Genomic DNA, 23,626 nt, shown 5'->3' with positions numbered 1-23,626 from the left:
CTGCATGAAAGAATTATTCGCCCAGATCCCCAACCGCCGTGCCATCATCAACCGGCCCTTGCTGGCCGACAGAATAGCAGAACTGGCGGAGGAAGGCGGAGACGCCGGGGATCTGCGGCGAAAGTGCGTCGCCATACTGAAAGACGCGCTGAAAGACGGCCGCGCCGAGTTGCGCCGCCGCATGCTGGCGGACGAGTCGCGCGGCAAGCAACTGGCCCATTCCTACGCGTTTCTGACGGACCAGATCGTTCGCCTCAGCTTCGATTTCACCTCCCGGGTGCTCTACCCGCGCGCCAACCCGACCGAGGGCGAAAAGCTCGCCCTGTGTGCCGTCGGCGGCTATGGCCGTGGCGAGATGGCCCCGTTCTCCGACGTCGATATCCTGTTCATCACTCCCTACAAGCAGACCCCATGGAGCGAGCAGGTGGTGGAAGCCACGCTCTACATGCTCTGGGACCTGCGCCTGAAGGTGGGCCACGCCAGCCGCAACATCCCTGAGATCATCCGCTACGCTCGCGAGGATCTGACCATCCGCACCGCGCTGCTGGAGTCGCGCTACGTGTGGGGTGACGAGCAGCTTTACGACGAGGCCCGGGCCGCCTTCCGGCGCGATGTCATTCCCGGCACGGAGCAGGACTACGTCCGCGACAAGCTGGCCGAGCGCGATGTGCGCCACAAGCGCATGGGTGACAGCCGCTACGTCGTCGAGCCCAACCTGAAGGAGGGCAAGGGCGGCCTGCGCGATCTGCACACCCTGTTCTGGATCGGCAAATACATTCACCATGCCGCCAGCGTCGACGAGCTTGTGGAAAAAGGCCTGCTGCAAGCCGCGGAACTGCGCCAGTTCCTGAAGGCGGAGGAATTCCTGTGGAGCGTGCGCTGTCACCTGCATGATCTGGCAGGCCGTGCGGAAGAGCGCCTGACCTTCGACATGCAGCGCGAACTGGCTCACCGCCTGCGTTATAACGACCGCCCCGGCGCGTCTGGCGTCGAGCGGTTCATGAAGCACTACTTCCTCATCGCCAAGCAGGTGGGAGACCTGACCCGCCAGTTCCTGGCTCATCTTGAGGAGAACCAGAAGAAGCAGCCGCTGTGGCGCCTGCCTGCCATGAAGCTGCGCTCACGCAAGCTCTCCGGCTTCGTGCTGGCGGACGGGCGCATCGCCGCGCCCAGCGATGACTTCTTCAGGGCCGACCCCGTGCGGCTGTTGCAGCTGTTCCATCTGGCGGACCAGCATCAGGCCAAGATCCACCCGCAAACCGTACGGCAGGCAGCGCGTGACGCCAGCCTTGTCGGCACCGCGCTGCGAGAGGACCCTGAAGCCAACCGCCTGTTCCTTGAAATTCTGACCTCGCGTCAGAACCCGGAAAACACCCTGCGCCTGATGAACGAGGTCGGCATCTTCGGCCGCTTCGTGCCGGACTTCGGCCGTGTCGTGGCCCAGATGCAGTACGACATGTACCACCACTACACGGTGGACGAGCACACCATCCGCGCCATCGGCCTGCTCTCGCGCATCGAGAAGGGCGAACTGGATCAGGACCATCCGCTCGGCACCGAGTTGATGCGCAAGATCGTCTCGCGCCGGGTGCTGTATGTATCCGTGCTGCTGCACGACATCGCCAAGGGCCGCAAGGGGGACCACTCGATCCTCGGCGCGGATGTAGCACTGCGCCTGTGCCCGCGTCTCGGCCTGACCGCAGCGGAGACGGAGACCGTCTCCTGGCTGGTGCGCTACCACCTGCTGATGTCGGATACCGCATTCAAGCGTGACCTGACCGACTTCAAGACCATCCTCGACTTTGCCGACCGGGTGCAGAGCCCCGAACGCCTGAAGCTGCTGTTCCTGCTGACCTGCGTGGATATCCGCGCCGTCGGCCCGGGCGTGTGGAACGGCTGGAAAGCGCAGCTGCTGCGCGAGCTCTACTCCTCGGCCGAGGAAGTGCTGCGCCTTGGTCACAAGACTGTGGGCCGTCAGCAGCGGATCGACGCGAAGCAGGACCAGCTGGCAGAACAGCTTGGCTGGTCAACCAAGACGTTCAGCGCCTACCGCACCCGCTTCTTCGATGCCTACTGGATCGCCGAGCCGCAGGACGTGCTCAAGCTCAACGCCGAACAGGTGGGCGCGGCAGACCGGGAGAAGAAGTCCCTCTCCATCTCCACGGTTGTGGACAAGGACGCCGGCACCACCCTCGTCTCGCTTTATGCGGCCGATCACCCCGGCCTGTTCTATCGCCTCGCCGGGGCCATCTCGCTGGCTGGCGGCAATATTCTGGGCGCACGCATCCACACCACCCGCGATGGCATGGCGCTGGACAACATCACCATCGAGTGCGCCACAGGCGGCACGTTTGACGAGCCCGACCAGATAGCACGCCTTGAGGACACCATCACCGAAACGCTGGCAGGCCGTGTGAAGCTGAAGGACCGGCTGGCCGCCAAGCCGCTGATCCGCGCCCGGGCCGAAGTGTTCCATGTGGAAGCCAATGTCATCATCGATAACCTGGCGTCCAACCGCTACACGGTCGTCGAGATCAACGCGACGGACCGCCCCGCCCTGCTGTTCTCCCTCACCTCCGCCTTCTACGAAGCCAAGGTGACGATCCACTCCGCCCACATCGCCACCTACGGCGAACGCGCGGTGGACGTGTTCTACATCACCGACCTGATGGGCGCGAAGATCACCAACACCAACCGCCTCAAGGCGCTGGAGCGCAAGCTGCTCGCCTCCGTCAACGGTGGCAGCAGCGAAGACGAAACAGCCCCTGCCCCGGTTGCCGCGGCTGAGTAATCTGATTTTTAGGTGTTTTTATGCAGGAGGGTTTAGCCCCTCCTGCAGATGATTTTCTGAAATCAGAAGGACCAGCCTACGCCTGACGCCAAAGCGGCGTTTTTTTCATCTTGTCGAGGAAGGCGGCATGGGCGGCGAGTTCTTCCTCGCTTGCCTCATGCGGGCGCGGCGCGCGCCAGGTGCGCACAATCTTGATCTGCTCCACCGTCTCGTTGGCCTCGGAGACCAGCTCGAGGTGGCTTTGACGGCCACCCATCAGTTCCAGATAGACTTCGGCCAGCAGTTGGGCGTCGAGCAATGCGCCGTGCTTCACACGGGCGGAGCGATCGATGCCGAAGCGGTTGCAGAGCATGTCCAGCGTGGCTTTGGCGCCGGGAAACTTGCGCTTCGAAATCTCAAGCGTGTCGACCATCCGGCGGGTCGAGACGATATCCTTGCCCGCATTGCGCAGCTCCCAGTTGATAAACCGGAAGTCGAATTCGGCGTTGTGCGCCACCAGCGGCGCATCGCCGATGAACGCCAGAAACTCGTCGGCAATCTCGCGGAACTTGGGTTTATCCCGCAGCATTTCGGTTGTGATGCCATGCACCTCGACGGCGGCTGCCGGAACGTCGCGCTCGGGGTTGACCAGCAGGTGCAACGTGCGGCCCGTCGGCAGGCGATCGAACAGCTCGACGCAGCCGATTTCGATCAGCCGGTCTCCCTTGTCGGGGTCAAAGCCGGTGGTTTCCGTATCGAAGACGACTTCGCGCATGGTTCTGATCTTGCCTGTTTGTCCGCCTGTTCAATATCGATCGGCAATGGAGCCGCCTCGTCAGGGTGCGCAATGCACCCGGCGGCGTGCCTTCCAGCCCGCCTTCCACCCTGGTTGCCGAGGCGGCCACTGTCTCGCTTTTCGGCCGTGAAGGCAACGGATGATGCGTTCAACCGCAGCGTTGGCGGGGGCAAGGCCAAGGCCCGACGGGATGATGAAATCCGCACGCAGGCGCTTCTCCCGGTCAGGCATTTGCTTGGAGACGATCTGACGGAACTTCTCCTCCGTCATGCCCGGCCGGGCGAGCACCCGGCGACGCTGGATGTGGAACGGTGCGCTGACGACTGCCGTGGCGTCACACACCCTGTCAGCCTTGCCCTCGAACAGCAGGGGCACGTCCAGCACCACCAGCGGCCGACGCGCCCGCGCCTGGGTCTGCAGCCAGTGGCGGCGCACCTGATAGACCATTGGGTGGATGATCTTCTCCAGCCGCCGGAGCGCCTGCGGATTGCCGAACACAATGGCTCCCAGCTTCTGGCGATCGAGCCCTGCGGGACCGGTCGTGCCGGGAAAGGCTGCCTCGATGGCAGGCAGTGCCTTGCCGCCTGGCCCCTGCAGCTTGTGTACTTCCGCATCCGCGTCGAACACTGGCACGCCGTAGCGACGGAACATGCGCGTCGCCGTCGATTTGCCCATGCCGATGGAGCCGGTCAGTCCGAGGATGATCATGCCAGCAGCCTTGCCCGCAGCTCTGCCTCGGTCGCTTCATCGCGCGGCGGCTCTGCATCATAGAACAGCCGGAAGGCGTCCGCCGCCTGCCCCACGAGCATGGAGAGGCCATCCACCGTCCTCAGCCCGCGCGCCTTTGCCTGCCTCAAGAGGTCCGTCTCCAGCGGGGCGTAAACGATGTCGTAAATCACCGCATCGCTGGCAACGGGTGCCAGATCCAGTTCGAGCGGCGGGTAGCCCTTCATGCCGAGGCTGGAGGTGTTGACCACCAGCGCCGCGCCTTCCAGTGCCGTGGCGGACTGGTCAAACGTATAGACCCGGCCCGGCAGCGCGAATTCTGCCAGCAGACTCTCCGCCTTATCCACGGAGCGGTTGATGACCCGCACATCAGACACACCGATGCCCTTCAACGCCGCCAGAACAGCCCGTGCAGCGCCGCCAGCGCCCACCACGCAGGCCGGACGGCCGGCAAGGGTGTAGCCACGCAGCGGCTCGGCAAAGCCCGCTACGTCGGTGTTGTGACCAGCGAGCCGGCCATCTGCCGTCACCACCACCGTATTCACCGCGCCGATGGCCTGTGCCGCCGGGGCGATTTCATCCAGCGCCTCCATCACCGCCTGCTTGTGTGGAATGGTGACGTTGACGCCGCGAATGCCGAGCACAGGCAGGGCGCGGATGGCAGTGTGCAGACCTTCCGGCGCAATGGGGAAGCGGGAGTAATGCCCGTCGATCCCAAGAGCGTTCAGCCAGAAGCTGTGGATAACCGGAGATTTAGAGTGGCTGATCGGCCAGCCGATGACACCGGCAACCGGCGGATTGGGCCGTTGGGAAACGGTATCAGAGCTCATCGCAACAGCACCTTGCGCTCACGAAGGTATTCCAGAACCTGAAGCAGCGGCAGGCCGAGAATGGTGAAGAAGTCACCATTGATGCGGCTGAACAGCTGAGAGCCGAGGCCCTCCAGCCGGTAACAGCCGACGCTGCTCAGCAGCGCCTCGCCCTCACGGGCGATATAGTCATCCAGAAACTCGGGCGAGAAGGTACGCATGGTGAGCGAGGCGGTATCCACCACCCGCCACACCGGCTTGCCGTTCTGGGCAATGACGGCGGCGGAGATGAGCTTGTGCTCCTTGCCCGCCAGCAGCTGCAGATGCTCTCTCGCTTCCTCGAGCGAGCGCGGCTTGTCCATCATCTCGGCCTTGCCGTAGCTGAGAACCTGATCGCACCCGAGCACCAGCGCGCCCGGGATGCGGGAGGAGATTTTCAGCGCCTTGGTTTCGGCCAGCGCATCCGCAATGGCGCGCGGGGATGCCTTCTGCGCCTGCAGGCTGATCTTGAGTTCGTCCTCGTCCACGTAAGGCGGAACAGCCTCGAACGGCACGTTGGCCGACTTCAGCATCGCCTGACGGCTGGCGCTGGTGGATGCCAGAATGAAAGCGGGTGCCCCCTGCTCAACTGCCATTTCCGCTCCCGTTCAATGCTTCCTGGCGCTGGGCCAGGTAATTCAGAATAGCGGCCGCCGTTTCCTCGATCGAGCGACGCGTCACATCGATAACCGGCCAGCCGTGCTGCGTAAACAGGCGGCGCGCATGGGTGATTTCGGCGGCAACCTCATCCTCGCGCACGTAATCGCTGTCTGTGGACTGATTGAGCGTGAGCAGGCGATTGCGGCGGATCTGCACCAGCCGCTCGGCCGAGGTGGTGAGCCCCACCACCAGCGGACGGCGCAGCTGGAACACCTGCGGCGGCAGCGGGATTTGCGGCACTACCGGCACGTTGGCGGTCTTGTAGCCACGATTGGCGAGATAGATGCTCGTCGGCGTCTTTGAGGTGCGGGAGACGCCCAGCAGAACGATGTCCGCCTCGTCCAGCGTTTCGGCGGATTGGCCGTCGTCATGCGCCATGGTGAAGTGCATGGCCTCGATCCGGCTGAAGTAAGCGGCGTCCATAAGGTGCTGACGCCCCGGCATCCCGCGCGCGGACTGGCCGAGGGACTGACTGAGCGCCTGAAGCACCGGGTCCAGCACCGAAATGGCAGGCAGCCCGAGCTGCAGGCAGCGGCCCTGAAGCCGGTCCCGCACCATCGGGTTGACGAGTGTGAATAACACCAGTCCCGGACGCTGGCTGATTTCCTCCATGACGCGCTCGATCTGCCGCTCCGAGCGGATCATCGGCCAGAAGTGCCGAACGGCCTGAACCCCTTCAAATTGCGAGAGACAGGCCTTGGCGACGGACTCGAGCGTTTCGCCCGTGGAGTCCGATACGAGATGCAGATGCAGTCTGGTCATAACCCTGTGGATAACTGTGTGGAAGCGGACTGCGCGAACGGGGGATAAAACACCCATCCACGGGAGCCGGGGATTCGCCCCCAACTTATCCCCAAACTGTCCGCATGGGGATGAAATTTCAGGCTTCCTGGGGATATTGGGGATAACTTTCCCTATATCCCGGATTCCCTTCACAAACGCGACCAAACGGAGCATGGCCAGGCTGTGGATTAGTGGATAAACCCGATTCTAACCGCACAACTACAACCTCAGACTCTTAGATTCTTATAGGAAGGATATTGGTAGTGGAGAGGAAGCCTTTGTTACGTGTGCTCGCCGGCGAGCGGCTCGATCCACCACCTGCATGGCTCATGCGTCAGGCCGGCCGCTACCTCAGCGAGTACCGTGCCGTCCGCGCAGAAGCCGGCTCCTTCCTTGACCTGTGCTACAATCCGGAGCTCGCCGCAGAGGTGACGCTGCAACCGATCCGCCGCTTCGGTTTCGATGCAGCCATCCTGTTCAGCGACATTCTGGTGGTGCCCCATGCGCTCGGGCAGAACCTGTGGTTTGCGGAAGGCGAAGGCCCGCGTATGGAGCCTCGCATGGCGGATACACCTCTGGAAGCGCTCACGCCCGCTCCTGAGCGCCTTGAGGCCGTGCTGGAGACGGTGCGCAAGGTAAAAGCCCTCCTGCCGCCTGAAGTAACGTTCATTGGCTTTGCGGGGGCTCCTTGGACCGTGGCGACCTACATGGTTGAGGGTCGGGGCAGCAAAGACCAGGCAACGGCACGGTCGATGGCCTATCAGGAGCCGGAGCGGTTCCAACAGCTCATCGATGCGATTGTCGAGCAGACCATCTCCTACCTGCTCGGCCAGATCGAAGCGGGCGTGGAAGTGGTGCAGATCTTCGACAGCTGGTCCGGCACCCTGTCACCGTCGCAGTTCCGCCAGTGGGTCATCGCGCCGACCAGGCGCATCGTTGATGCCATCCGCGAGAAGCACCCCGGCTTCCCCATCATCGGCTTTCCGAAGGGCGCGGGTGCCAAGCTGGTGGAATACGCGGAGAAGACCGGGGTTTCCGCCGTCGGCCTCGATGAGACAGTAGATCCGGTCTGGGCGAACGCTGCTCTGCCGAAGGGCTTGCCGGTTCAAGGCAATCTCGACCCCCTGGCGCTGCGTGCGGGCGGCGAGGCGCTGGACAGCGCCGTCGACGCCATTCTGCAAGCCCTTGACGGACGGCCGCATATCTTCAATCTCGGGCACGGGATTCTGCCGGATGTGCCGGTGGCTCATGTGGAGCAGCTCCTGGCGCGGCTGCGTCGGTAAAGCAGCGCCGGAACTGCAGGGAAGGTAAGAGAACGTGGAAGGTTTTCTGGGCGGGTCGTACCCGTGGGTAAAGTCGTTCCATCTGATCGCCGTGATCTTCTGGATGGCAGGCATGTTCATGATGCCCCGCTTCTTCGCCTATCACGCCGAGGAGAACGCGACCCACGGAGTCGGCTCGTCCATTGACCTGACCTGGCGCGAGCGCGAGCGTCGCCTCATGCGGATCATCATCAACCCGGCGATGATTTTGGCGTGGGTGCTGGGGCTGATGCTCGCCACGGACATCGGCTGGAGCGGCGGCTGGCTACACGCCAAGCTGGCTATTGTCCTGCTGCTGTCCGGCTACCATGGCATGCTGTCCAAGTGGCGCAAACAGTTCGCGGCCGGGAACAATCCGCGCGGGACCAAGTTCTACCGGATTATCAACGAACTCCCTACCTTGGCAGTTGTCGTCATCGTGATTTTGGTTATTGTGAAGCCGTTTTGATCAGGTTGCGTTGTTAAGCGACGCTTGACTTCCCTTCTGACGCTGCTTACCTGCTCTATCAGCCGCGAGCTTTCCTGGCCCGGCTCCCTTCCTCCTTACATATCCGCATGCATTCCTCGCACACAGCGGACCCCTAGCATTAGGCACAGCTATGCATTTGCACGACCTGAAGCGGAAAACGCCGGCTGAACTTGTGGCCATGGCCGAAGAGCTTGGTGTTGAGAACGCATCGACCCTGCGCAAGCAGGATCTGATGTTCTCCATCCTGAAGCAGATGGCCGAAACCGATGTTCAGATCATGGGCGCCGGTGTCATTGAAGTTCTGCCGGACGGATTCGGTTTTCTGCGGTCGCCCGAGGCCAACTATCTGGCCGGCCCTGACGACATTTACGTCTCTCCCTCCCAAGTTCGCCGCTTCGGTCTTCGCACCGGCGATACGGTCGAGGGTGACATCCGCGCCCCGAAGGACGGCGAGCGCTACTTCGCCCTGACCAAGGTTGCGACCATCAATTTCGACGAACCGGAAGTGGTTCGTCACCGCGTCAACTTCGACAACCTGACGCCGCTCTATCCGGACGAGAAGTTCACGCTCGACCTGAACGATCCGACTCGCAAGGACATGTCCTCGCGCGTCATCGACATCATTTCGCCGCAGGGCAAGGGCCAGCGCGCCCTCATCGTTGCTCCGCCGCGCACGGGTAAGACCGTTCTGCTTCAGAACATCGCCCACGCCATCACCGCCAACCACCCGGAAGTGTACCTGATCGTTCTGCTGATCGATGAGCGTCCGGAAGAAGTGACCGACATGCAGCGCTCGGTGCGCGGCGAAGTCATTTCCTCGACCTTCGACGAACCGGCTGCGCGTCACGTGCAGGTGGCCGAGATGGTCATCGAGAAGGCAAAGCGCCTCGTCTAGCACAAGCGCGACGTGGTCATCCTGCTCGACTCGATCACCCGTCTGGCCCGCGCCTACAATACCGTGGTGCCGTCTTCGGGCAAGGTACTGACCGGCGGTGTGGATGCTAACGCGCTCCAGCGGCCGAAGCGCTTCTTCGGTGCCGCCCGTAACATCGAGGAAGGCGGTTCGCTGTCCATCATCGCGACCGCGCTCATCGATACCGGCAGCCGCATGGACGAAGTGATCTTCGAAGAGTTCAAGGGCACCGGCAACTCGGAAATCATCCTCGACCGCAAGGTTGCCGACAAGCGTATCTTCCCGGCGATCGACGTGGGCAAGTCCGGCACCCGCAAGGAAGAAATGCTGGCCGACAAGGCCACGCTCTCCAAGATGTGGGTGCTGCGCCGTATCCTCATGCAGATGGGCACGGTCGACGCCATGGAATTCCTCCTCGACAAGATGAAGGACTCCAAGTCGAACGAGGACTTCTTCTCCTCGATGAACCAGTAAGAAATAAGCAAAAAGCAGAAAGCGGCGTTCAGAGATTGAACGCCGCTTTTTTCTTTTGGAGCCAGGCCCGTCCCTTAGGGGTTAGGGCAAGCTCAAGTTCGAGTAAGAGGATTCGTTGTGGAAGCGATTCTGCACAATCTGACCGATCCGGCCGTGCTCAGCGCCTTTCTTCAGGTCGTCATGATTGACATCACCCTGGCCGGTGACAACGCCATCGTGGTGGGCGCACTGGCTGCAGGCCTGTCGCACAAGGATCAGAAGAAGGTCATCTTCATCGGCATCCTTGCCGCGCTGGTGCTGCGCATCATCTTCGCGCTGATCGCAACGCAGCTGCTGCAGGTGATCGGCCTGTTGCTGGCCGGTGGCTTCCTGCTGCTGTGGGTGGCATGGAAGATGTACCGCGAACTTTTCCCCGCCAAGCCGCACGAAGTGCAGGGAGACGACGAGTTCCCCCGCGATGAGGGCGTCAAAGCGCCTAAGTCCTTCATTCAGGCAGCATGGGCCGTGGCATTAGCGGACGTCTCCATGAGCCTGGACAATGTGCTGGCCGTGGCTGGCGCCTCCCACGAACACCCTTGGGTGATGGTGTTCGGCCTTGTGCTGTCGGTCGCCCTGATGGGTGTGGCCGCAGGCTTCATCGCCCGCGTCATTGACCGCTTCCGCTGGCTTGCCTTCGTGGGCTTGGCGGTGATCGTCTATGTCGCCCTGACGATGATCTGGGATGGCTGGAATCAGGTCGTGCCTTTCGTGACCGCGTAACGGGCCGCTGAGAGGCGAAACGAAAAGCGGGTGCCCGTGTTTCTCAGGCACCCGCTTTCGTCTGTACGAGCTTTTTAAAGGCCTGACGGCGCGTCTGCAGCCCACCGGCCCGTCTTATCTTGATTACGGCTCGATCACGGTGCAGCCGGTCGTCTTGCGCTCGGCCAGAGCCCGATGCGCCTCCGCCATGTCTTCCAGCCGGAAGCTCTGCTCGATCTCCACCTTTACCTGGCCGCTGGTGATCTTCTCGAACACCTGGCGGCAATAGGTCTCCCGCTCCTCCGGCGTTGCGTAGTAGTGGAACAGCGTCGGGCGGGTGACGTAGAGCGAACCCTTGGTGGAGAGGATACCCAGATCCACCCCCGTCACCGGACCGGAAGCGTTGCCGAAGGATACCATCAACCCGCGCGGGGCGAGGCAGTCGAGCGAGGCCGTGAACGTGTCCTTGCCAACCGAATCATAAACCACCGGCAGTTTCTTGCCTCTGGTGATCTCCAGAACGCGGGCGGCCACATCCTCCTCCCGGTAGAGGATGACATGGTCGCAGCCATGAGCCCGGGCCAGCTCCGCCTTTTCCTTACTGCCCGCCGTGCCGATGACCGTCGCGCCGATGGACTTGAGCCACTGCACTGCCAGCAGGCCCACACCGCCCGCAGCGGCATGCCACAGCACCGTCTCGCCCGGTTGCACGGCATAGGTGCGGCAGACGAGGTATTCGACTGTACAGGCCTTCAGGAGGCTGGCAGCGACGGTGCGGTCATCCAGTTCTTCCGGCAGCTTCACCACCCTGTCCGCGGCAATGGTGCGATACTGCGCATAGGCTCCAGACGGGCCCCAGGCGTAGGCAACCCGGTCCCCGGTTTTCAGGTGCGTGACGCCCTCGCCCACCGCTTCCACCAAACCCGCGCCTTCCGAGCCCGGTATGAACGGAAGCGGCTGCGGGTAGAGACCGCTGCGGTGATAGGTGTCGATGAAGTTGAGACCGATGGCAGTATGACGCAGGAGCACCTCGCCGGGGCCCGGCGCGGGCGTCGGCAAGTCCACCACCTCAAGCACTTCCGGTCCGCCGAAACGGGATACCTGAATGGCCTTCATTGCGTCGCCTCCCTGCATTTCTCGAAACTGTGGCCGATGACGTCCTGCGCCACCTCGGCCCTGTCACTGGCAACCACAGTAACGCCCTGACGCACCAGATCGGCGTATTCAGATGGATTACCATCGACCAGAAAACGATCATCCAGCCGCCGACGGGCTCGCCCGCTGGTGCCGAACGCGGCTTCCACGCCATATTTGCGCAAGGCGCTCCACAGCGAGGGATTGGGCTCGCTGGTGCCGGTCCACGCAATGAGGCGGGAGAGATCAAATCCGCGCCGCTTGAGCGCGAGGAGATCAGCGGTGGAGCGAATAGGCGTCGAGATCATCACCCGTGGGTCGAGTCGATGAACATGCATGGCCGATGACAGGCGATAGGTCACGATGATCACCTGCCCGCTCATGCCTTCGGCCTGCACGGCGCGAACGACATCATCCATTCGGGTGCGCGGCTTGACGTCCAGCTGGAGCGCAGCGCCGGTCGTGCGTGCCCAGGCCAAGGCCTCGGCCAAGGTCGGCACCGTTTCATCGACTGCGTTGCCGTGCGGATCCTTCAGGCGGCAGCTTTTCAGATAGGCCAGCGTGATCGTGTTCAGCGCGCCATGGCCGGTCGTGGTGCGCTCAAGCGTATCATCGTGCAGCAGCACGAGCGCTCCGTCCCCGGTGGTGGCCACATCCACCTCCATGAGCCGGATCCCAGCGTCCCATGCCGCCTGCAGGCTGCTGAGGCAGTTCTCCGGATCCGCCGGCCAGGCGCGTCCGCGATGGGCGGAGGCGATGCCGGCCTTGCGCACGCGCATGCAATCCAGCTGCGCGGGCAGATCTGACCGCTCCGCTTCAGGGGCGGGTGAGGCCGGAAGCGTGATGCTTCCGGCCTCGGACACTTGCCCTTTCACCCCTTACTTCAGGTGTTCAGCGAAGAATTCGGTGGTCCGGCCGTGGGCCAGATCGGTTGCTTCCTGATTGAAGTGCTGGCCGCCGATACGGGTGAAGGCGTGATCCTGACCCTCGTAGTCGTAGATCGTGATCTGCGGATGATCGTCCAGCGCCGCGTGAATCTGGGCCTGCGCTTCCTTGCTCACGAACTTGTCTTCGGTGGCAATGTGCATGATCAGCGGCTTGGTAATGTTGGCGGCTTCATCCAGCATGTTCTCGATGGTGACGCCGTAGTAGCTGGCGTTGGCGTCCGCATTGGTGCGGGTGGCGCACAGGTATGCCAGACGGCCGCCGAGGCAGAAGCCGATGGTGCCGATCTTGCCGGTGCAGCCATGCACCTCGCGCAGCGCGTCGATGGTGATCTTCAGATCCTCGACGCCCTTCTCCACGTCGAAGCCCTGCAGCAAAGCGAAGGCCTTCTTCCACTCTTCCTCGGTCTTGTCGGTCAGCTGCACGCCCGGCTCCTGACGCCAGAACAGGTCCGGCGCGAGGGCGAAATACCCCTTGGCGGCCCAATCGTCGGCCTTCTTGCGGACGTCCTGGTTGACGCCGAAGATCTCCTGGATGACGACGATGCCGGGGCCGGTGCCGCTGGCGGGTTCGGCCAGATAGGCGGTGAAGCTGCCAGAGCCGTCAGCTGCGGTCAGGGTAATTTCGCGTCCCATTTTCTTCTCCTTATGTATTTGCAAAAATTCAGAAAAATCAGATACGCCGTAAATATGACGTGTCAAACCTCGCCAGCGCCTTCAATGCTCAGCAGAATGGCCTTTGTCTCCACCCCTTCGCCAAAGCTGTAGTTGTCAGAGCCGGGCGTCGCGCTCAGCACCCGGTGGCACGGAATGAAGATCGGTATCGGATTATGGGCACAGGCCTGCCCCACGGCCCGGGCAGACGTGCCAAGCTCCGCTGCGATTTGTCCGTATGTCTTGGTCTGGCCATAAGGAATGGCCTGCATGGCCTGCCAGATCTGCAGGCGTCGCGGTGTGCCATAGGGCGCAAGCGGCAGGGTGAACTGCTCAAGCGTGCCGTCAAAATAGGCATTCAGCTGCTCCCGCGCCTGGGCGAGCAGCGGCGTTTCGTCCTGATCGCTGCCCCACCCCCACTCGACGGCAACAATCTGGCCGTCATCCTCGCATAGAGTGATGTCTCCAACAGGGGTGTGAAGCGAAAGGGTCGGCATCGGGCTCTCCTGCGCAGGTCCGGCAGGTTTCATAGCACGAACAGCGGCTTGGAGGGGAATGGATCATGACGGCTAAACTCGCAGGGCGGTAAAAAATCTTGTGCGACTTCCCTCTCCCCTCTGCACAGGAACGGTGGCACAAGAGCGCAGAGTTTAACCCGGCGCGTCGACAGCTGAGGCAGGACAGGTATGAGTGAGACGATCTTCGCCCTTTCTTCAGGTCGCGGTCCGGCGGGCGTTGCGGTTGTTCGCGTCTCGGGCAGCCGTGCGGGCGAGACTGTTTCGAAGCTGACCGGGAAGGCTCTGCCCGCGCCGCGTGTCGCCGCGTTGAGCGCCCTGCGCGCGCCCGAGAGCGGCGAGATCATCGACCAATCCCTCGTTCTCTGGTTTCCCGCGCCGGCCAGCTTCACGGGTGAAGACGTGGCAGAGTTCCACGTGCATGGCGGCCCCGCTGTCGTCTCGGGCGTGCTGGCAGCGCTCGGAACTCTCGAAGGTCTGCGCCCGGCGGAACCCGGTGAGTTCACCCGCCGCGCCTTTCTAGCCGGCAAAATGGACCTGACGCAGGTCGAGGGTCTCGCTGACCTGATCAATGCCGAAACCGAAGCCCAGCGGCGTCAGGCCCTTCGGCAGATGCAAGGCGTGCTGACGGAGCTTTACGAGGGCTGGCGTACCCGGCTGATCCGGGCGCTGGCTTACGTGGAAGCGGACATCGACTTCTCCGACGAAGACGACGTACCCGAGCATGTCTCGGCACAGGTGCGCGGCGCGATCGAGTCCCTGTCCGGCGAAATTGCTCAGCATCTGGCGGACGGCAGCCGGGGCGAGCGACTGCGCGATGGTCTCAGCGTCGCCATCATCGGCAAGCCTAACGCGGGCAAGTCCAGTCTGCTCAACGCTCTGGCGAAACGGGACGTGGCCATCGTCTCCAACATTGCCGGTACGACGCGGGACATCATCGAGGTTCACCTCAACCTCGGCGGATACCCGGTCACGCTCATCGACACGGCGGGTCTGCGGGAAACAGATGACCCGGTCGAGGCCGAAGGTGTGGCCCGCGCCCGGGCGCGCGCCGAAGCGGCTGACTTGCGACTGCACCTCACTCCCTTTGGCGAGGAGCCCGCGGTCACCGATGCTCACACGCTGGCCGTCGTCACCAAAGTCGATCTCGAAAGCGGTGTCGAGGCCGGTCTGCAGGATAGCCGTTTTTACATCTCCGTCCTGACTGGTGCAGGCTTGAGCGAACTCGTCATCCATCTTGCCGATTGGGCGGGCAAGGCCCTCAGCGGCGGCGAGTCCGTTTTGTTGACACGCGAGCGTCATCGTCACGCGCTGGAGAGTTGTCGCGCCCATCTTGGGGCAGCACTCGATCAGCCAGACCTGGTGTTGATGGCGGAGGACATGCGCCTCGCTGCCCGCGCTCTCGGCCGGATTACGGGTCGGGTTGATGTGGAAGACCTGCTCGACGTGATTTTCCGTGATTTCTGCATTGGAAAATAAGGGTTTTACGCGACTTACGGAGCTATGGGTCTGTGTTTCACGTGAAACACAGACGATACAGAGGCTTATCCTTCCTCCATGATGTTCCACGTGAAACACAGCGCCTATCCACGAACGCTCCGTTCCTAACGTTTCACGTGAAACACCACGTCCCCGTTTGACTTCCCTGCGCCGAATCCATACTGATGGATCCATCATGCCAAGCTACGACGTAATCGTTATCGGCGGAGGTCACGCCGGCTGCGAAGCCGCTGCCGCTGCCGCGCGCATGGGTGCGAAGACCGCGCTCGTTACCCACAAGGTCGAGACGATCGGCGAAATGTCGTGCAATCCCGCCATTGGCGGGCTCGGCAAAGGGCATCTGGTGCGTGAGATCGATGCTCTTGACGGTATCATGGGCCGGGTTGCGGATGCCGCAGGTATCCAGTTTCGCCTGCTGAATCGCCGCAAAGGCCCGGCTGTCCAAGGCCCGCGCGCCCAGGCAGACCGTAAACTGTATCGCAAGGCGATGCAGGAGATGCTGCTGAACTATCCCAACCTGACGGTGGTCGGTGCAGCGGCTGAAGACCTTACGTGTGACGAAACCGAAGCCGGTCCAGTCCTGACCGGCGTCGTTCTGGCGGACGGAACACGACTTGCAGCCGGTGCCGTAGTTCTGACCACCGGCACTTTCCTGCGCGGCGTTATCCACATTGGCGAGAAGCAGATCCCCGCAGGCCGTGTGGGCGAAGCGCCGTCTATCGGTCTGTCAGACACCTTGCACAAATTCGGTTTCGCGCTTGGCCGTTTGAAAACCGGTACCCCTGCCCGTCTGGATGCCCGTTCCATTGACTGGTCGAAACTCGAGACCCAGCCCGGCGATGATCCGGCCGTTCCGTTCTCGTTCCTGACCCGGGCCATCACCACGCCGCAGGTATCCTGCTACATCACCCGCACCACGGCCAGGACGCACGAGATCATTCGCGCCAACATTCACCGCGCTCCCATGTATGCGGGCCGGATTGAGGGGGTTGGCCCGCGTTATTGCCCGTCCGTTGAGGACAAGGTGATGCGCTTTGCGGACAAGGACAGCCATCAGATCTTCCTTGAGCCGGAAGGTCTGGATGACTTCACCATCTACCCCAACGGCATCTCCACCTCCCTGCCGGAAGAGGTTCAGGACGCATTTCTGCGCACCATTCCGGGCCTGGAGAACGTGAAGATCATCCGCCCGGGTTATGCGATCGAATACGACTTCGTTGATCCCCGCGAATTAAAGCCAAGCCTTGAGACACTGAAGGTAAAGGGCCTGTTCCTCGCCGGTCAGATCAACGGCACGACCGGCTATGAGGAAGCGGCGGCCCAAGGCCTGCTTGCAGGTCTCAACGCCGCCAAGGCTGCGGGCGGTTGTGTCGAAACGTTCCTGATTGACCGGGCCGATGCGTACCTGGGCGTGATGGTCGATGACCTGACGACGCAAGGCACGCGCGAGCCCTATCGCATGTTTACCTCCCGCGCCGAGTATCGCCTGCGGTTGCGGGCGGATAACGCGGACCAGCGTCTGACTCCGCTCGGCATCGCTCTCGGCTGTGTCGGTTCCGAGCGTGCCACGGCCTTCCGCCAAAAGATGGATGCCTTGGAGCGGGCGCATGCAATGATCAAGTCCCGCTCGCTGTCGCCGAACCAGGCGGCCAAGCACGGCCTTGCCGTCAATCAGGACGGCATTGTCCGCACCGGTTTCGAGCTGATGCGCTATCCGAATATCGATTGGGCACGGCTGGTTTCGGTCTGGCCGGAGCTGGGTGAGGTCGATCCCAGCGTGGCGGAGCAGGTTGAGATCGACGCCAAATACGCCACTTACATTGATCGCCAAGCCGAGGATATCGAAGCCTTCCGGCGTGACGAGGCACTCACTCTACCGCCAGAGCTGGACTACAAGACTGTGATGGGTCTGTCCGCTGAGTTGCGGGAGAAGCTCTCTGTTGCACGACCGGCGACACTTGGCGCTGCTGCCCGTTTGCCCGGGGTTACGCCGGCAGCCCTTACCGCACTCCTCGCCCACGTCAAGAAACACGCAAACCGTCGGACCGCAGCATGAGTGAAGTTGTTCAGGAAGCCTCCGGTCCGGAAGTTTTGACCGATGTCATCAGCGTTTCACGTGAAACGCTGAGCGCGCTCAACCGCTACGTGTTGATGCTTCAGGAGTGGCAGACCAAGCTCAATCTGGTCGGCCCTGCCACGCTGCCGGATGCCTGGCGTCGCCATATCCTTGATTCCGCCCAGCTCTTCCCGCTCATCGAGAAACCGGAAGAGACGGTGTGGATGGACATGGGCTGCGGCGCGGGCTTTCCCGGTCTCGTCATGGCCATCATGGGCGTTGGTGAGGTTCACCTCGTTGAATCCATTGCCAAAAAGTGCCGTTTTCTGGAAGCCGTCGTGGATGCCCTCGCCCTGCATGACCGTGTGATTATCCACAACGCGCGTCTGGAAGCGATGAAGCCGTTCAAGGCAGACATCATCTCGGCGCGGGCTCTCGCCAAGCTGACGCAACTGTTTGACTGGGGCCATCCTTTCGCGGCATCATCGACCCGTTGGCTGCTCCTGAAGGGGCAGGACGTAGAGGCTGAACTGGCCGAGGCCCAGCAAAAGTGGGCCTTCGAGTATGATCTCCATGCCAGTCTTTCAGACCCGCGCGGACGTATTGTCGAGGCGCGGGGCGTGGCACGAAAGGCCAAGAAATGACGGGTCAATCCCCTGCTTGCCGGATCATTGCCATCGCCAACCAGAAGGGCGGCGTGGGCAAGACGACGACGGCAATCAACCTTGCCACCGGCCTTGCCGCCGTGGGGCGCAAGGTGCTGGTGATTGACATGGACCCGCAGGGGAATGCGTCCACCGGCTTGGGTCTTGACCGGACGGAGCGCAGCTTCTCGTCTTATGAACTGCTGCTGGGCGAGACCACCCTCGCGGAGTCCCTGCACCAGACCATTGTGCCCAACCTCTGGCTCATTCCCTCCACCGTTGATCTGTCCGGCGCGGAGATCGAGCTGGTGGATATGGAGCATCGTACCTTCCGCCTGAAGCAGGCTCTGGCAGACCACTGCGATCAGTTCGACTACGTTTTCATCGACTGTCCGCCGTCCCTTGGCCTCCTCACCATCAACGCACTGGTTGCGGCTGAAGGTGTTCTGGTGCCGTTGCAGACCGAGTTCTTCGCGCTGGAAGGTTTGACCCAGCTGCTCCAGACCATCGAGCGCGTGCGGGCCAACTTCAACCCCATGCTCGGTATCGCCGGCATCGTCCTCACCATGTTCGACCGGCGCAACCGCCTGTCCGACCAGGTGGCGGCAGACGTGCGCAGCTGCCTCGGCAATCTGGTGTTCGACACGGTCATCCCCCGCAACGTGCGCCTGTCCGAAGCGCCGTCTCACGGCAAACCGGCGCTGCTCTATGACCACAGATGTCCCGGCTCCGAGGCCTACATGAAGCTGGCTTCGGAAATGCTGCGGCGTGCTGACGAATCCGCGCAAGCGGCCTGAACGATTTCGACGTGAGGACCAGAGAGAAAATGGCGGAACCCAGACGACCCTCGGGCCTTGGCAAGGGCCTCTCAGCGCTGCTCGGGGATCTCGGCACCAGCGTCATTGCGAACCCGGCGCCACGCTCGGCTGCCGCCGTTGCTCAGGCCGGCAGCGGTGCGGAAGCCGTTCCGGAAGCAGTGCGCCTCTCGGCCCAGCGGATTGCAATCGAGAAGATTGTCCCGAACGCCAAGCAGCCCCGGCGCAACTTCTCTGAAGAAGCCATCGATGAACTGGCCCGGTCCATCCGGGAGAAGGGCGTGCTGCAACCGCTGCTGCTCCGCCCTGCCCCGAACCGCCCCGGTTTCTATGAAATCGTTGCAGGCGAGCGCCGTTGGCGTGCCTCGCAGCGGGCGCAGCTCCACGAGCTGCCCGCCGTCGTCAAGGATCTGGACGATAGCACCACGCTGGAAATCGCTCTTATCGAGAACATCCAGCGGCAGGATCTGAACCCCATCGAAGAGGCGGAAGGCTATCGCCGCCTGATTGATGAGTTCCATCACACGCAGGAAGAGATCGGCAAGCTGGTGGGCAAGAGCCGCAGCCACATCGCCAACCTGCTGCGTCTGCTTGATCTTCCGCCTTACGTCCGCGCTCTGCTGGCCGAAGGTGCGCTCAGCATGGGCCACGCCCGTGCGCTTGCCACCACGCCCGATCCCGCCAAGCTGGCCGATGAGGTTGTGGAAAAGGGCCTGAGTGTCCGCCAGACCGAACAGCTGGCGCAGGAGGCCAAGAACCCCACCCCCGTGGCCACATCGGCCAAGGGCGAGGCACGCCTGAAACCGGGCAAGGATGCAGATACCGTAGCGCTTGAGCGTGACCTGTCCGCAACCATTGGTCTGGCAGTCACGATCAATGATCGCAATGGCCAGGGCACGCTGACCATCAGCTACAAGAACCTCGATCAGCTTGACGATATCTGCGCGCGTCTGACGGCCCAGCAGCGGTTCTGATCAGGGCTATCCGAAGCGGAACACAGGGGCTGAAGGCCGAGGGGTTGACCCCATGGCCTTCAGCCCTTCTCTTTATTGAGGCTTGGCGCGGCCGAAAAACCAGTCCGCAAACACTTTCGGCTGATCCTCCGGCCCCATCTCAATGTGCAGCCGCCAGCGATCCCGAGCGCGGTCATACTCCAGACGATCTCGCAGCTCTCCTTCCGGATAGGAAAAGCGCAGCTCGATTGTGTCGCCCACAACCCGGCCGTGGCCCAGCGTGCGGGAGGACCCGCCGCCCGTACCGTCCAGCCAATGGGCCACAATGGCACCATCTGCCGCTTCGCCAAGAAACACGCGCGCTTCGTAGGGAGACCGGCCCGCCGGATCCTTGATGTGGATCTCGATGAAGGCACCATCGAACTGAGGCCGAACCTCCGCGGAGTTCACCGTGTCATTTCCCCGGATCTTCCCGCTGATCGCCCAGCTGCCAATGAAATTTCCAAGAATGCCCTCGGTCAGCGGAGCGGCCATGGCCGGCTGCGTCAGGCCCACCATCAGGCACAGCGGCAATGCGATCCCTTTGAACATAATGCTTCCCCCCCGTCGGCAGAATGGCCTGCCGGGGATCGGCGTAGTGCAAAGCAGCCATCGCTGCAATCTCAACTGCTTGGGCTGGCTGCAGGTGAGATTGCCGCTGCCTTAGACGTGCAGTTTAAGTCCTGTGTTTCACGTGGAACATGAAACCGACCGGGAATGTGCCTCTGTGCCGGCTCTACCGGTTCGGGCCGATCTCCAAACCAGTATCATCCAGCACTTTGCGCATGAAATAGCGCGCACCGCCGCGTGGATGATCCGGCAGTTCGCCGAACACGCTGAAGCCAAGCTTCTCGTAGAAGCCCCGCGCCTGGAAATTGAAGGTGTCCAGCCAAATTCCTGCCGCGCCGCGCTGCCGGGCAATGCGCTCAGCGCCCTCAATCAATCGAATGCCGTAGCCCTTCCCTCGCAGTGTCTCGGGTACAACGAGCAGCTCCACGAACAGCCAGTCGTAGCCGAACCGGCCCCACAGCCCGCCGGTATGCAACCCTGTCTCCTGATCCTGCAACATGAGGGCGATTACTTCCCGTCCCGACGGGCCGCCGGCACGGGTATTATACGCTACCAGCGGTTCAACGATGGCGTTGTACATCTCCGGCGTCGGAGAGGTGGAGACGATAATATCGACGTGTGTCACTGGCCTTGCGCCCTTCTGCCGAGCCCCCAACAAAGCAAGGCTGTCACCGTGGCGCATTCATAAAGGCCCGGCAAGAGCGCGTAATGGGTGTTCAGCGTCTGCCGCTGCCGGCTGCGGCCAGCGCCATCAGGCTCTGGTGGGCAATGACATCGCCCGCACTGCCCGATGATTTGATGTCCCGCTCCGCCACCAGCAGGCGGTTCAGGGCGGCACGCACACGCTCCTGGCTCCAGCGCCGGGCCTGAGCGGCCAGCGTGTCCTTCTCTTTCCAGAACACGGGCGGACGCAGCGCGCCGATGGCTGTCTCGACCGACTGGCCATCCGCCATCAGGGTGCGAACCTGCATCAGCTGCCACAGGCGGCGGCTGACGGCACGCAGCAGTGCAATGCCCGCCTCGCCCTCCTCGGCCATGCGATCGATCTGCCGTGCCGCCTCGACCGGATTGCCGCCAAGCACGGCATTGATGAGTTTGTCGTAGCTAGACTGGCCGAAATCCGCGCCCACGGCTTCCAGATGCTCGAACGTGACCCGCCCGCCCCCGGTGTAGAGCGCCAGCTTGTCCAGTTCATTGCGGGCAATGTCCCGCTCCGCGCCCACCGCGCGGGCAAGCAGCTCGATGGCGTCCCGGTCCAGCTCCAGACCGCGGGCCTGTGCTTCCTGCGCCAGAAATGTGGTGAGCCGTGCGCCTTCCTCCGCATAGCAGGCAATGGCGAGCGCGCGCGGGTGCGCTTCGGTCAGCTTGCGCAGCTTGGAGGTCTTGGGCAGGTCACCGCTGATGGCAACGACGAGGTTTTCCGCCGTCCCGGAGTCCAGCAGGCTTTCCACGGCTTTCAGGCCGCCATCTGCCAGCCCTGTGATGCGAATGAGCTTGCGGCCACCCAGCATGGGCAGGCTGGCGGCTTCGTCGGCGAGCTTGGCGTCATCATCCGCCACGGCCTTGCCGTCGAAATCGACCACCAGAAACGGGTCCGACAGGTCCTCGACGACCTGCTTGCCGAAGATGCGGGCGCGTTCGCGCACCAGAGCCTCATCCGGCCCGAAGATATGGACAAGCCGAATGCCGGGGTCGAGGCGCTTCAGGGCTGCCTGTATCTGGGCGGGACCCGGTTTCACTGTTCCTGGGTGCGGAAAAAGAGCGCCAGACGGCTGATGATACGGTTGGCAACGGCGTGGGCATTGCGCTCGGCGGCCGTGCGCTCGGCCTCCACCACGGCGTATTCGCTGCGCACCACGTCGATGCCGGCGTCAGACTTGGCGATGTCCTGCAACACCACCTTGTCCGTTGCCACCTCCACCAGACGATAGGTGGCGGTCATGGAAACCCGCTCGCGCGCCACGGATTCGTCTCCGCGAATACCGAAGCCTTCGATCTTTTCTTCCAGAACCACGTCCAGACGATAGGCGGGAGAGCCGTCGGGCTGCATCCGGCGCAGCAGTTCGGCCTGCAGCATCTGGCCGCTGCGTTCGGGAATGGGGCTAACGGCAACCATCGCCAGCGATCGGGCGGCAACGCCCTGCTGCCCCTCCGCATAGATGGGCTGAAGACCACAACCGGCCAGGGCCGAGCCGAGGCCGATCATGAGCAGAGAGGCAGCAAGGGCGCGCATCACACCACCACGTTCACGAGACGATCAGGAACCACGATGACCTTGCGCAGCGGTGCGCCGTTGATGGCGCGCTGCACCTTCTCGGATGCCATTGCAGCGGCTTCCAGAGCGGCCTTGTCCATGCCCTTGGCCACGGTCAGCGTGTCGCGGAGTTTGCCATTCACCTGCACGGCAACGGTCACCTCATCAGCAACCAGCAGGGCAGGATCGGCCACCGGCCACGGGCTTTCCGCCACCAGCGTGTCGAAGCCCATGGTTGCCCAGGCCTCTTCGGCCAAGTGCGGCATCATCGGCGCAACCAGCTGAACCAGCGTGATCAGGCCTTCGCGGCGGGCAAAAGCGAGGTCCTCGCTGTCCTTGGCACCAGCAAGAGCGTTCACATACTCATAGAGGCGTGCCACGGCCTTGTTGAAGTGCAGGCCGGCAACGTCCGCCGTCACGCCTTCAATGGCCTTGTGCGTGGCCTGACGGAGCTTCCTGGCGTCGCCGCTATCGCCCGGCGCCGTGGCAGCGGCCACCTGCGGCCAGCTCTCGGTCACCAGACGCCACACGCGCTGGGTGAAGCGCCAGGCCCCTTCAATGCCGGCTTCGGTCCAGGACAGGTCGCGCTCCGGCGGGCTGTCGGAGAGCATGAACCAGCGCACGGCATCCGCGCCGAACTGATCCACGATCACGGTCGGGTCCACCGTGTTCTTCTTCGACTTGCTCATCTTCTCAGAGCGGCCCACCGTCACGGCAAGGCCGGTTTCCTTCTCGAAGACGCCATCGTCGCGCTTTTCCACCTGCCCCGGCTCCAGCCAGCGGCCATCGAGCGCCTTGTAGGTCTCGTGGGTCACCATGCCCTGGGTGAACAGGCCCTCGAACGGCTCGTCGACGTCGATCCGCCGGATCCGCTTCAGCGCCCGAGTCCAGAAGCGGGCATAGAGCAGGTGCAGAATGGCATGCTCGACGCCGCCAATATATTGGTCCACCGGCAGCCAGCTCTCCGCAACCGCCCGGTCGAACGGCTGGTCCGCCGGCTGGCTCGCAAAGCGGATGAAGTACCAGCTGGAATCGACGAACGTGTCGAG

At 62.9% G+C, this 23,626-nt stretch carries 23 protein-coding genes and 1 pseudogene; 10 read left to right on the top strand and 14 right to left on the bottom strand.

Annotated elements, in window-relative coordinates; genetic code table 11:
- Positions 1 to 4 precede the first annotated feature (4 nt).
- A complete protein-coding gene (locus VIG90_RS11995) occupies positions 5 to 2,791 on the top strand; it encodes a [protein-PII] uridylyltransferase (RefSeq protein WP_331593755.1) in 2,787 nt (928 codons plus the stop codon).
- Positions 2,792 to 2,867: 76 nt separating this feature from the next.
- Here VIG90_RS11995 and dnaQ read toward each other — a convergent pair whose 3' ends face one another.
- Genes dnaQ through VIG90_RS11970 form a run of 5 tightly spaced genes read right to left on the bottom strand, consistent with a single transcriptional unit; the run spans position 2,868 to position 6,562 of the window.
- Entirely contained in the window at positions 2,868 to 3,545 is a 678-nt protein-coding gene (gene dnaQ, locus VIG90_RS11990; RefSeq protein ID WP_331593754.1) for a DNA polymerase III subunit epsilon, read from the bottom strand.
- Between the two features lie 60 nt (positions 3,546 to 3,605).
- Positions 3,606 to 4,274 carry a dephospho-CoA kinase gene (gene coaE, locus VIG90_RS11985; RefSeq protein WP_331593753.1) on the bottom strand — a complete coding sequence of 223 codons (669 nt, stop codon included), beginning with the start codon at positions 4,272 to 4,274 and terminating at the stop codon, positions 3,606 to 3,608.
- Positions 4,271 to 5,122 carry a shikimate dehydrogenase gene (locus tag VIG90_RS11980; RefSeq protein WP_331593752.1) on the bottom strand — a complete coding sequence of 284 codons (852 nt, stop codon included), beginning with the start codon at positions 5,120 to 5,122 and terminating at the stop codon, positions 4,271 to 4,273. Before VIG90_RS11980 ends, coaE begins: the two co-directional genes overlap by 4 nt.
- Entirely contained in the window at positions 5,119 to 5,736 is a 618-nt protein-coding gene (locus VIG90_RS11975) for a Maf family nucleotide pyrophosphatase (protein WP_331593751.1), read from the bottom strand. Before VIG90_RS11975 ends, VIG90_RS11980 begins: the two co-directional genes overlap by 4 nt.
- A complete protein-coding gene (locus VIG90_RS11970) occupies positions 5,726 to 6,562 on the bottom strand; it encodes a pyruvate, water dikinase regulatory protein (protein ID WP_331593750.1) in 837 nt (278 codons plus the stop codon). Before VIG90_RS11970 ends, VIG90_RS11975 begins: the two co-directional genes overlap by 11 nt.
- 275 nt (positions 6,563 to 6,837) lie before the next feature.
- Here VIG90_RS11970 and hemE point away from each other — a divergent pair, with 275 nt between their 5' ends.
- The 4 genes and pseudogenes from hemE (at position 6,838) to VIG90_RS11950 (ending at position 10,520) form a co-directional block, all read left to right on the top strand.
- The gene (hemE, locus tag VIG90_RS11965; RefSeq protein ID WP_414695498.1) at positions 6,838 to 7,866 is read left to right on the top strand and encodes a uroporphyrinogen decarboxylase; all 1,029 of its coding nucleotides are present in this window, start codon (positions 6,838 to 6,840) and stop codon (positions 7,864 to 7,866) included.
- Positions 7,867 to 7,900: 34 nt separating this feature from the next.
- Positions 7,901 to 8,353, top strand: a complete 453-nt coding sequence (gene hemJ, locus VIG90_RS11960) for a protoporphyrinogen oxidase HemJ (RefSeq protein WP_331593748.1) — start codon at positions 7,901 to 7,903, stop codon at positions 8,351 to 8,353.
- Positions 8,354 to 8,504: 151 nt separating this feature from the next.
- A pseudogene (rho, locus tag VIG90_RS11955) lies at positions 8,505 to 9,761 on the top strand (transcription termination factor Rho).
- Positions 9,762 to 9,878: 117 nt separating this feature from the next.
- Positions 9,879 to 10,520 (top strand): YjbE family putative metal transport protein, encoded by a 642-nt coding sequence (locus VIG90_RS11950; protein WP_331593747.1) that lies wholly within the window; start codon positions 9,879 to 9,881, stop codon positions 10,518 to 10,520.
- Positions 10,521 to 10,643: 123 nt separating this feature from the next.
- Here the strand turns inward: VIG90_RS11950 and VIG90_RS11945 are convergent, their stop codons facing one another.
- The 4 genes from VIG90_RS11945 to VIG90_RS11930 all read right to left on the bottom strand — a co-directional run bounded on the left by VIG90_RS11945 (position 10,644) and on the right by VIG90_RS11930 (position 13,728).
- On the bottom strand, positions 10,644 to 11,615 hold the full coding sequence (locus VIG90_RS11945; RefSeq protein ID WP_331593746.1) for a quinone oxidoreductase: 972 nt from the start codon (positions 11,613 to 11,615) through the stop codon (positions 10,644 to 10,646).
- The gene (locus VIG90_RS11940) at positions 11,612 to 12,496 is read right to left on the bottom strand and encodes a glycerophosphodiester phosphodiesterase family protein (protein ID WP_331593745.1); all 885 of its coding nucleotides are present in this window, start codon (positions 12,494 to 12,496) and stop codon (positions 11,612 to 11,614) included. The genes VIG90_RS11945 and VIG90_RS11940 overlap by 4 nt, the downstream gene beginning before the upstream one ends.
- A 15-nt stretch (positions 12,497 to 12,511) precedes the next feature.
- Positions 12,512 to 13,213, bottom strand: a complete 702-nt coding sequence (locus VIG90_RS11935; RefSeq protein WP_331593744.1) for a dienelactone hydrolase family protein — start codon at positions 13,211 to 13,213, stop codon at positions 12,512 to 12,514.
- A 62-nt stretch (positions 13,214 to 13,275) separates the two neighbouring features.
- A complete protein-coding gene (locus VIG90_RS11930) occupies positions 13,276 to 13,728 on the bottom strand; it encodes a methylated-DNA--[protein]-cysteine S-methyltransferase (protein WP_331593743.1) in 453 nt (150 codons plus the stop codon).
- A 189-nt stretch (positions 13,729 to 13,917) separates the two neighbouring features.
- Here VIG90_RS11930 and mnmE point away from each other — a divergent pair, with 189 nt between their 5' ends.
- From mnmE to VIG90_RS11905, 5 genes are all read left to right on the top strand, one after another.
- Entirely contained in the window at positions 13,918 to 15,225 is a 1,308-nt protein-coding gene (mnmE, locus tag VIG90_RS11925) for a tRNA uridine-5-carboxymethylaminomethyl(34) synthesis GTPase MnmE (RefSeq protein WP_331593742.1), read from the top strand.
- Between the two features lie 193 nt (positions 15,226 to 15,418).
- Entirely contained in the window at positions 15,419 to 17,302 is a 1,884-nt protein-coding gene (gene mnmG, locus VIG90_RS11920) for a tRNA uridine-5-carboxymethylaminomethyl(34) synthesis enzyme MnmG (RefSeq protein WP_331593765.1), read from the top strand.
- The gene (gene rsmG / locus VIG90_RS11915; protein WP_331593741.1) at positions 17,299 to 17,946 is read left to right on the top strand and encodes a 16S rRNA (guanine(527)-N(7))-methyltransferase RsmG; all 648 of its coding nucleotides are present in this window, start codon (positions 17,299 to 17,301) and stop codon (positions 17,944 to 17,946) included. The genes mnmG and rsmG overlap by 4 nt, the downstream gene beginning before the upstream one ends.
- Positions 17,943 to 18,743 carry a ParA family protein gene (locus VIG90_RS11910; RefSeq protein ID WP_331593740.1) on the top strand — a complete coding sequence of 267 codons (801 nt, stop codon included), beginning with the start codon at positions 17,943 to 17,945 and terminating at the stop codon, positions 18,741 to 18,743. The genes rsmG and VIG90_RS11910 overlap by 4 nt, the downstream gene beginning before the upstream one ends.
- Positions 18,744 to 18,772: 29 nt before the next feature.
- Positions 18,773 to 19,735, top strand: a complete 963-nt coding sequence (locus tag VIG90_RS11905; protein WP_331593739.1) for a ParB/RepB/Spo0J family partition protein — start codon at positions 18,773 to 18,775, stop codon at positions 19,733 to 19,735.
- A 72-nt stretch (positions 19,736 to 19,807) separates the two neighbouring features.
- Here VIG90_RS11905 and VIG90_RS11900 read toward each other — a convergent pair whose 3' ends face one another.
- The 5 genes from VIG90_RS11900 to VIG90_RS11880 form a co-directional block, all read right to left on the bottom strand.
- Positions 19,808 to 20,305 (bottom strand): hypothetical protein, encoded by a 498-nt coding sequence (locus VIG90_RS11900; RefSeq protein ID WP_331593738.1) that lies wholly within the window; start codon positions 20,303 to 20,305, stop codon positions 19,808 to 19,810.
- Between the two features lie 184 nt (positions 20,306 to 20,489).
- A complete protein-coding gene (locus tag VIG90_RS11895; protein WP_331593737.1) occupies positions 20,490 to 20,948 on the bottom strand; it encodes a GNAT family N-acetyltransferase in 459 nt (152 codons plus the stop codon).
- A 91-nt stretch (positions 20,949 to 21,039) separates the two neighbouring features.
- Positions 21,040 to 22,062 carry a DNA polymerase III subunit delta gene (holA, locus tag VIG90_RS11890; protein ID WP_331593736.1) on the bottom strand — a complete coding sequence of 341 codons (1,023 nt, stop codon included), beginning with the start codon at positions 22,060 to 22,062 and terminating at the stop codon, positions 21,040 to 21,042.
- On the bottom strand, positions 22,059 to 22,556 hold the full coding sequence (gene lptE / locus VIG90_RS11885; protein WP_331593735.1) for an LPS assembly lipoprotein LptE: 498 nt from the start codon (positions 22,554 to 22,556) through the stop codon (positions 22,059 to 22,061). Before lptE ends, holA begins: the two co-directional genes overlap by 4 nt.
- Positions 22,556 to 23,626: class I tRNA ligase family protein (locus VIG90_RS11880; protein WP_331593734.1), on the bottom strand; the 1,071-nt coding region annotated here is incomplete at its 5' end. The genes VIG90_RS11880 and lptE, both read right to left, overlap by 1 nt.

The sequence above is a fragment of the Pedomonas sp. genome (assembly GCF_036515995.1).
Classification (GTDB): domain Bacteria; phylum Pseudomonadota; class Alphaproteobacteria; order Sphingomonadales; family Sphingomonadaceae; genus Pedomonas.
This window is presented reverse-complemented; position numbering and strand designations above follow the sequence as displayed.

Coding starts and splice junctions, on each gene's coding strand:
- VIG90_RS11980 (WP_331593752.1), bottom strand. CDS start 5,122: ATGAGCTCTGATACCGTTTCCCAACGGCCCAATCCGCCGGTTGCCGGT.
- lptE (WP_331593735.1), bottom strand. CDS start 22,556: ATGCGCGCCCTTGCTGCCTCTCTGCTCATGATCGGCCTCGGCTCGGCC.
- rsmG (WP_331593741.1), top strand. CDS start 17,299: ATGAGTGAAGTTGTTCAGGAAGCCTCCGGTCCGGAAGTTTTGACCGAT.
- VIG90_RS11995 (WP_331593755.1), top strand. CDS start 5: ATGAAAGAATTATTCGCCCAGATCCCCAACCGCCGTGCCATCATCAAC.
- dnaQ (WP_331593754.1), bottom strand. CDS start 3,545: ATGCGCGAAGTCGTCTTCGATACGGAAACCACCGGCTTTGACCCCGAC.
- VIG90_RS11970 (WP_331593750.1), bottom strand. CDS start 6,562: ATGACCAGACTGCATCTGCATCTCGTATCGGACTCCACGGGCGAAACG.
- VIG90_RS11930 (WP_331593743.1), bottom strand. CDS start 13,728: ATGCCGACCCTTTCGCTTCACACCCCTGTTGGAGACATCACTCTATGC.
- VIG90_RS11910 (WP_331593740.1), top strand. CDS start 17,943: ATGACGGGTCAATCCCCTGCTTGCCGGATCATTGCCATCGCCAACCAG.
- VIG90_RS11905 (WP_331593739.1), top strand. CDS start 18,773: ATGGCGGAACCCAGACGACCCTCGGGCCTTGGCAAGGGCCTCTCAGCG.
- VIG90_RS11900 (WP_331593738.1), bottom strand. CDS start 20,305: ATGTTCAAAGGGATCGCATTGCCGCTGTGCCTGATGGTGGGCCTGACG.
- mnmE (WP_331593742.1), top strand. CDS start 13,918: ATGAGTGAGACGATCTTCGCCCTTTCTTCAGGTCGCGGTCCGGCGGGC.
- VIG90_RS11975 (WP_331593751.1), bottom strand. CDS start 5,736: ATGGCAGTTGAGCAGGGGGCACCCGCTTTCATTCTGGCATCCACCAGC.
- VIG90_RS11945 (WP_331593746.1), bottom strand. CDS start 11,615: ATGAAGGCCATTCAGGTATCCCGTTTCGGCGGACCGGAAGTGCTTGAG.
- VIG90_RS11935 (WP_331593744.1), bottom strand. CDS start 13,213: ATGGGACGCGAAATTACCCTGACCGCAGCTGACGGCTCTGGCAGCTTC.
- coaE (WP_331593753.1), bottom strand. CDS start 4,274: ATGATCATCCTCGGACTGACCGGCTCCATCGGCATGGGCAAATCGACG.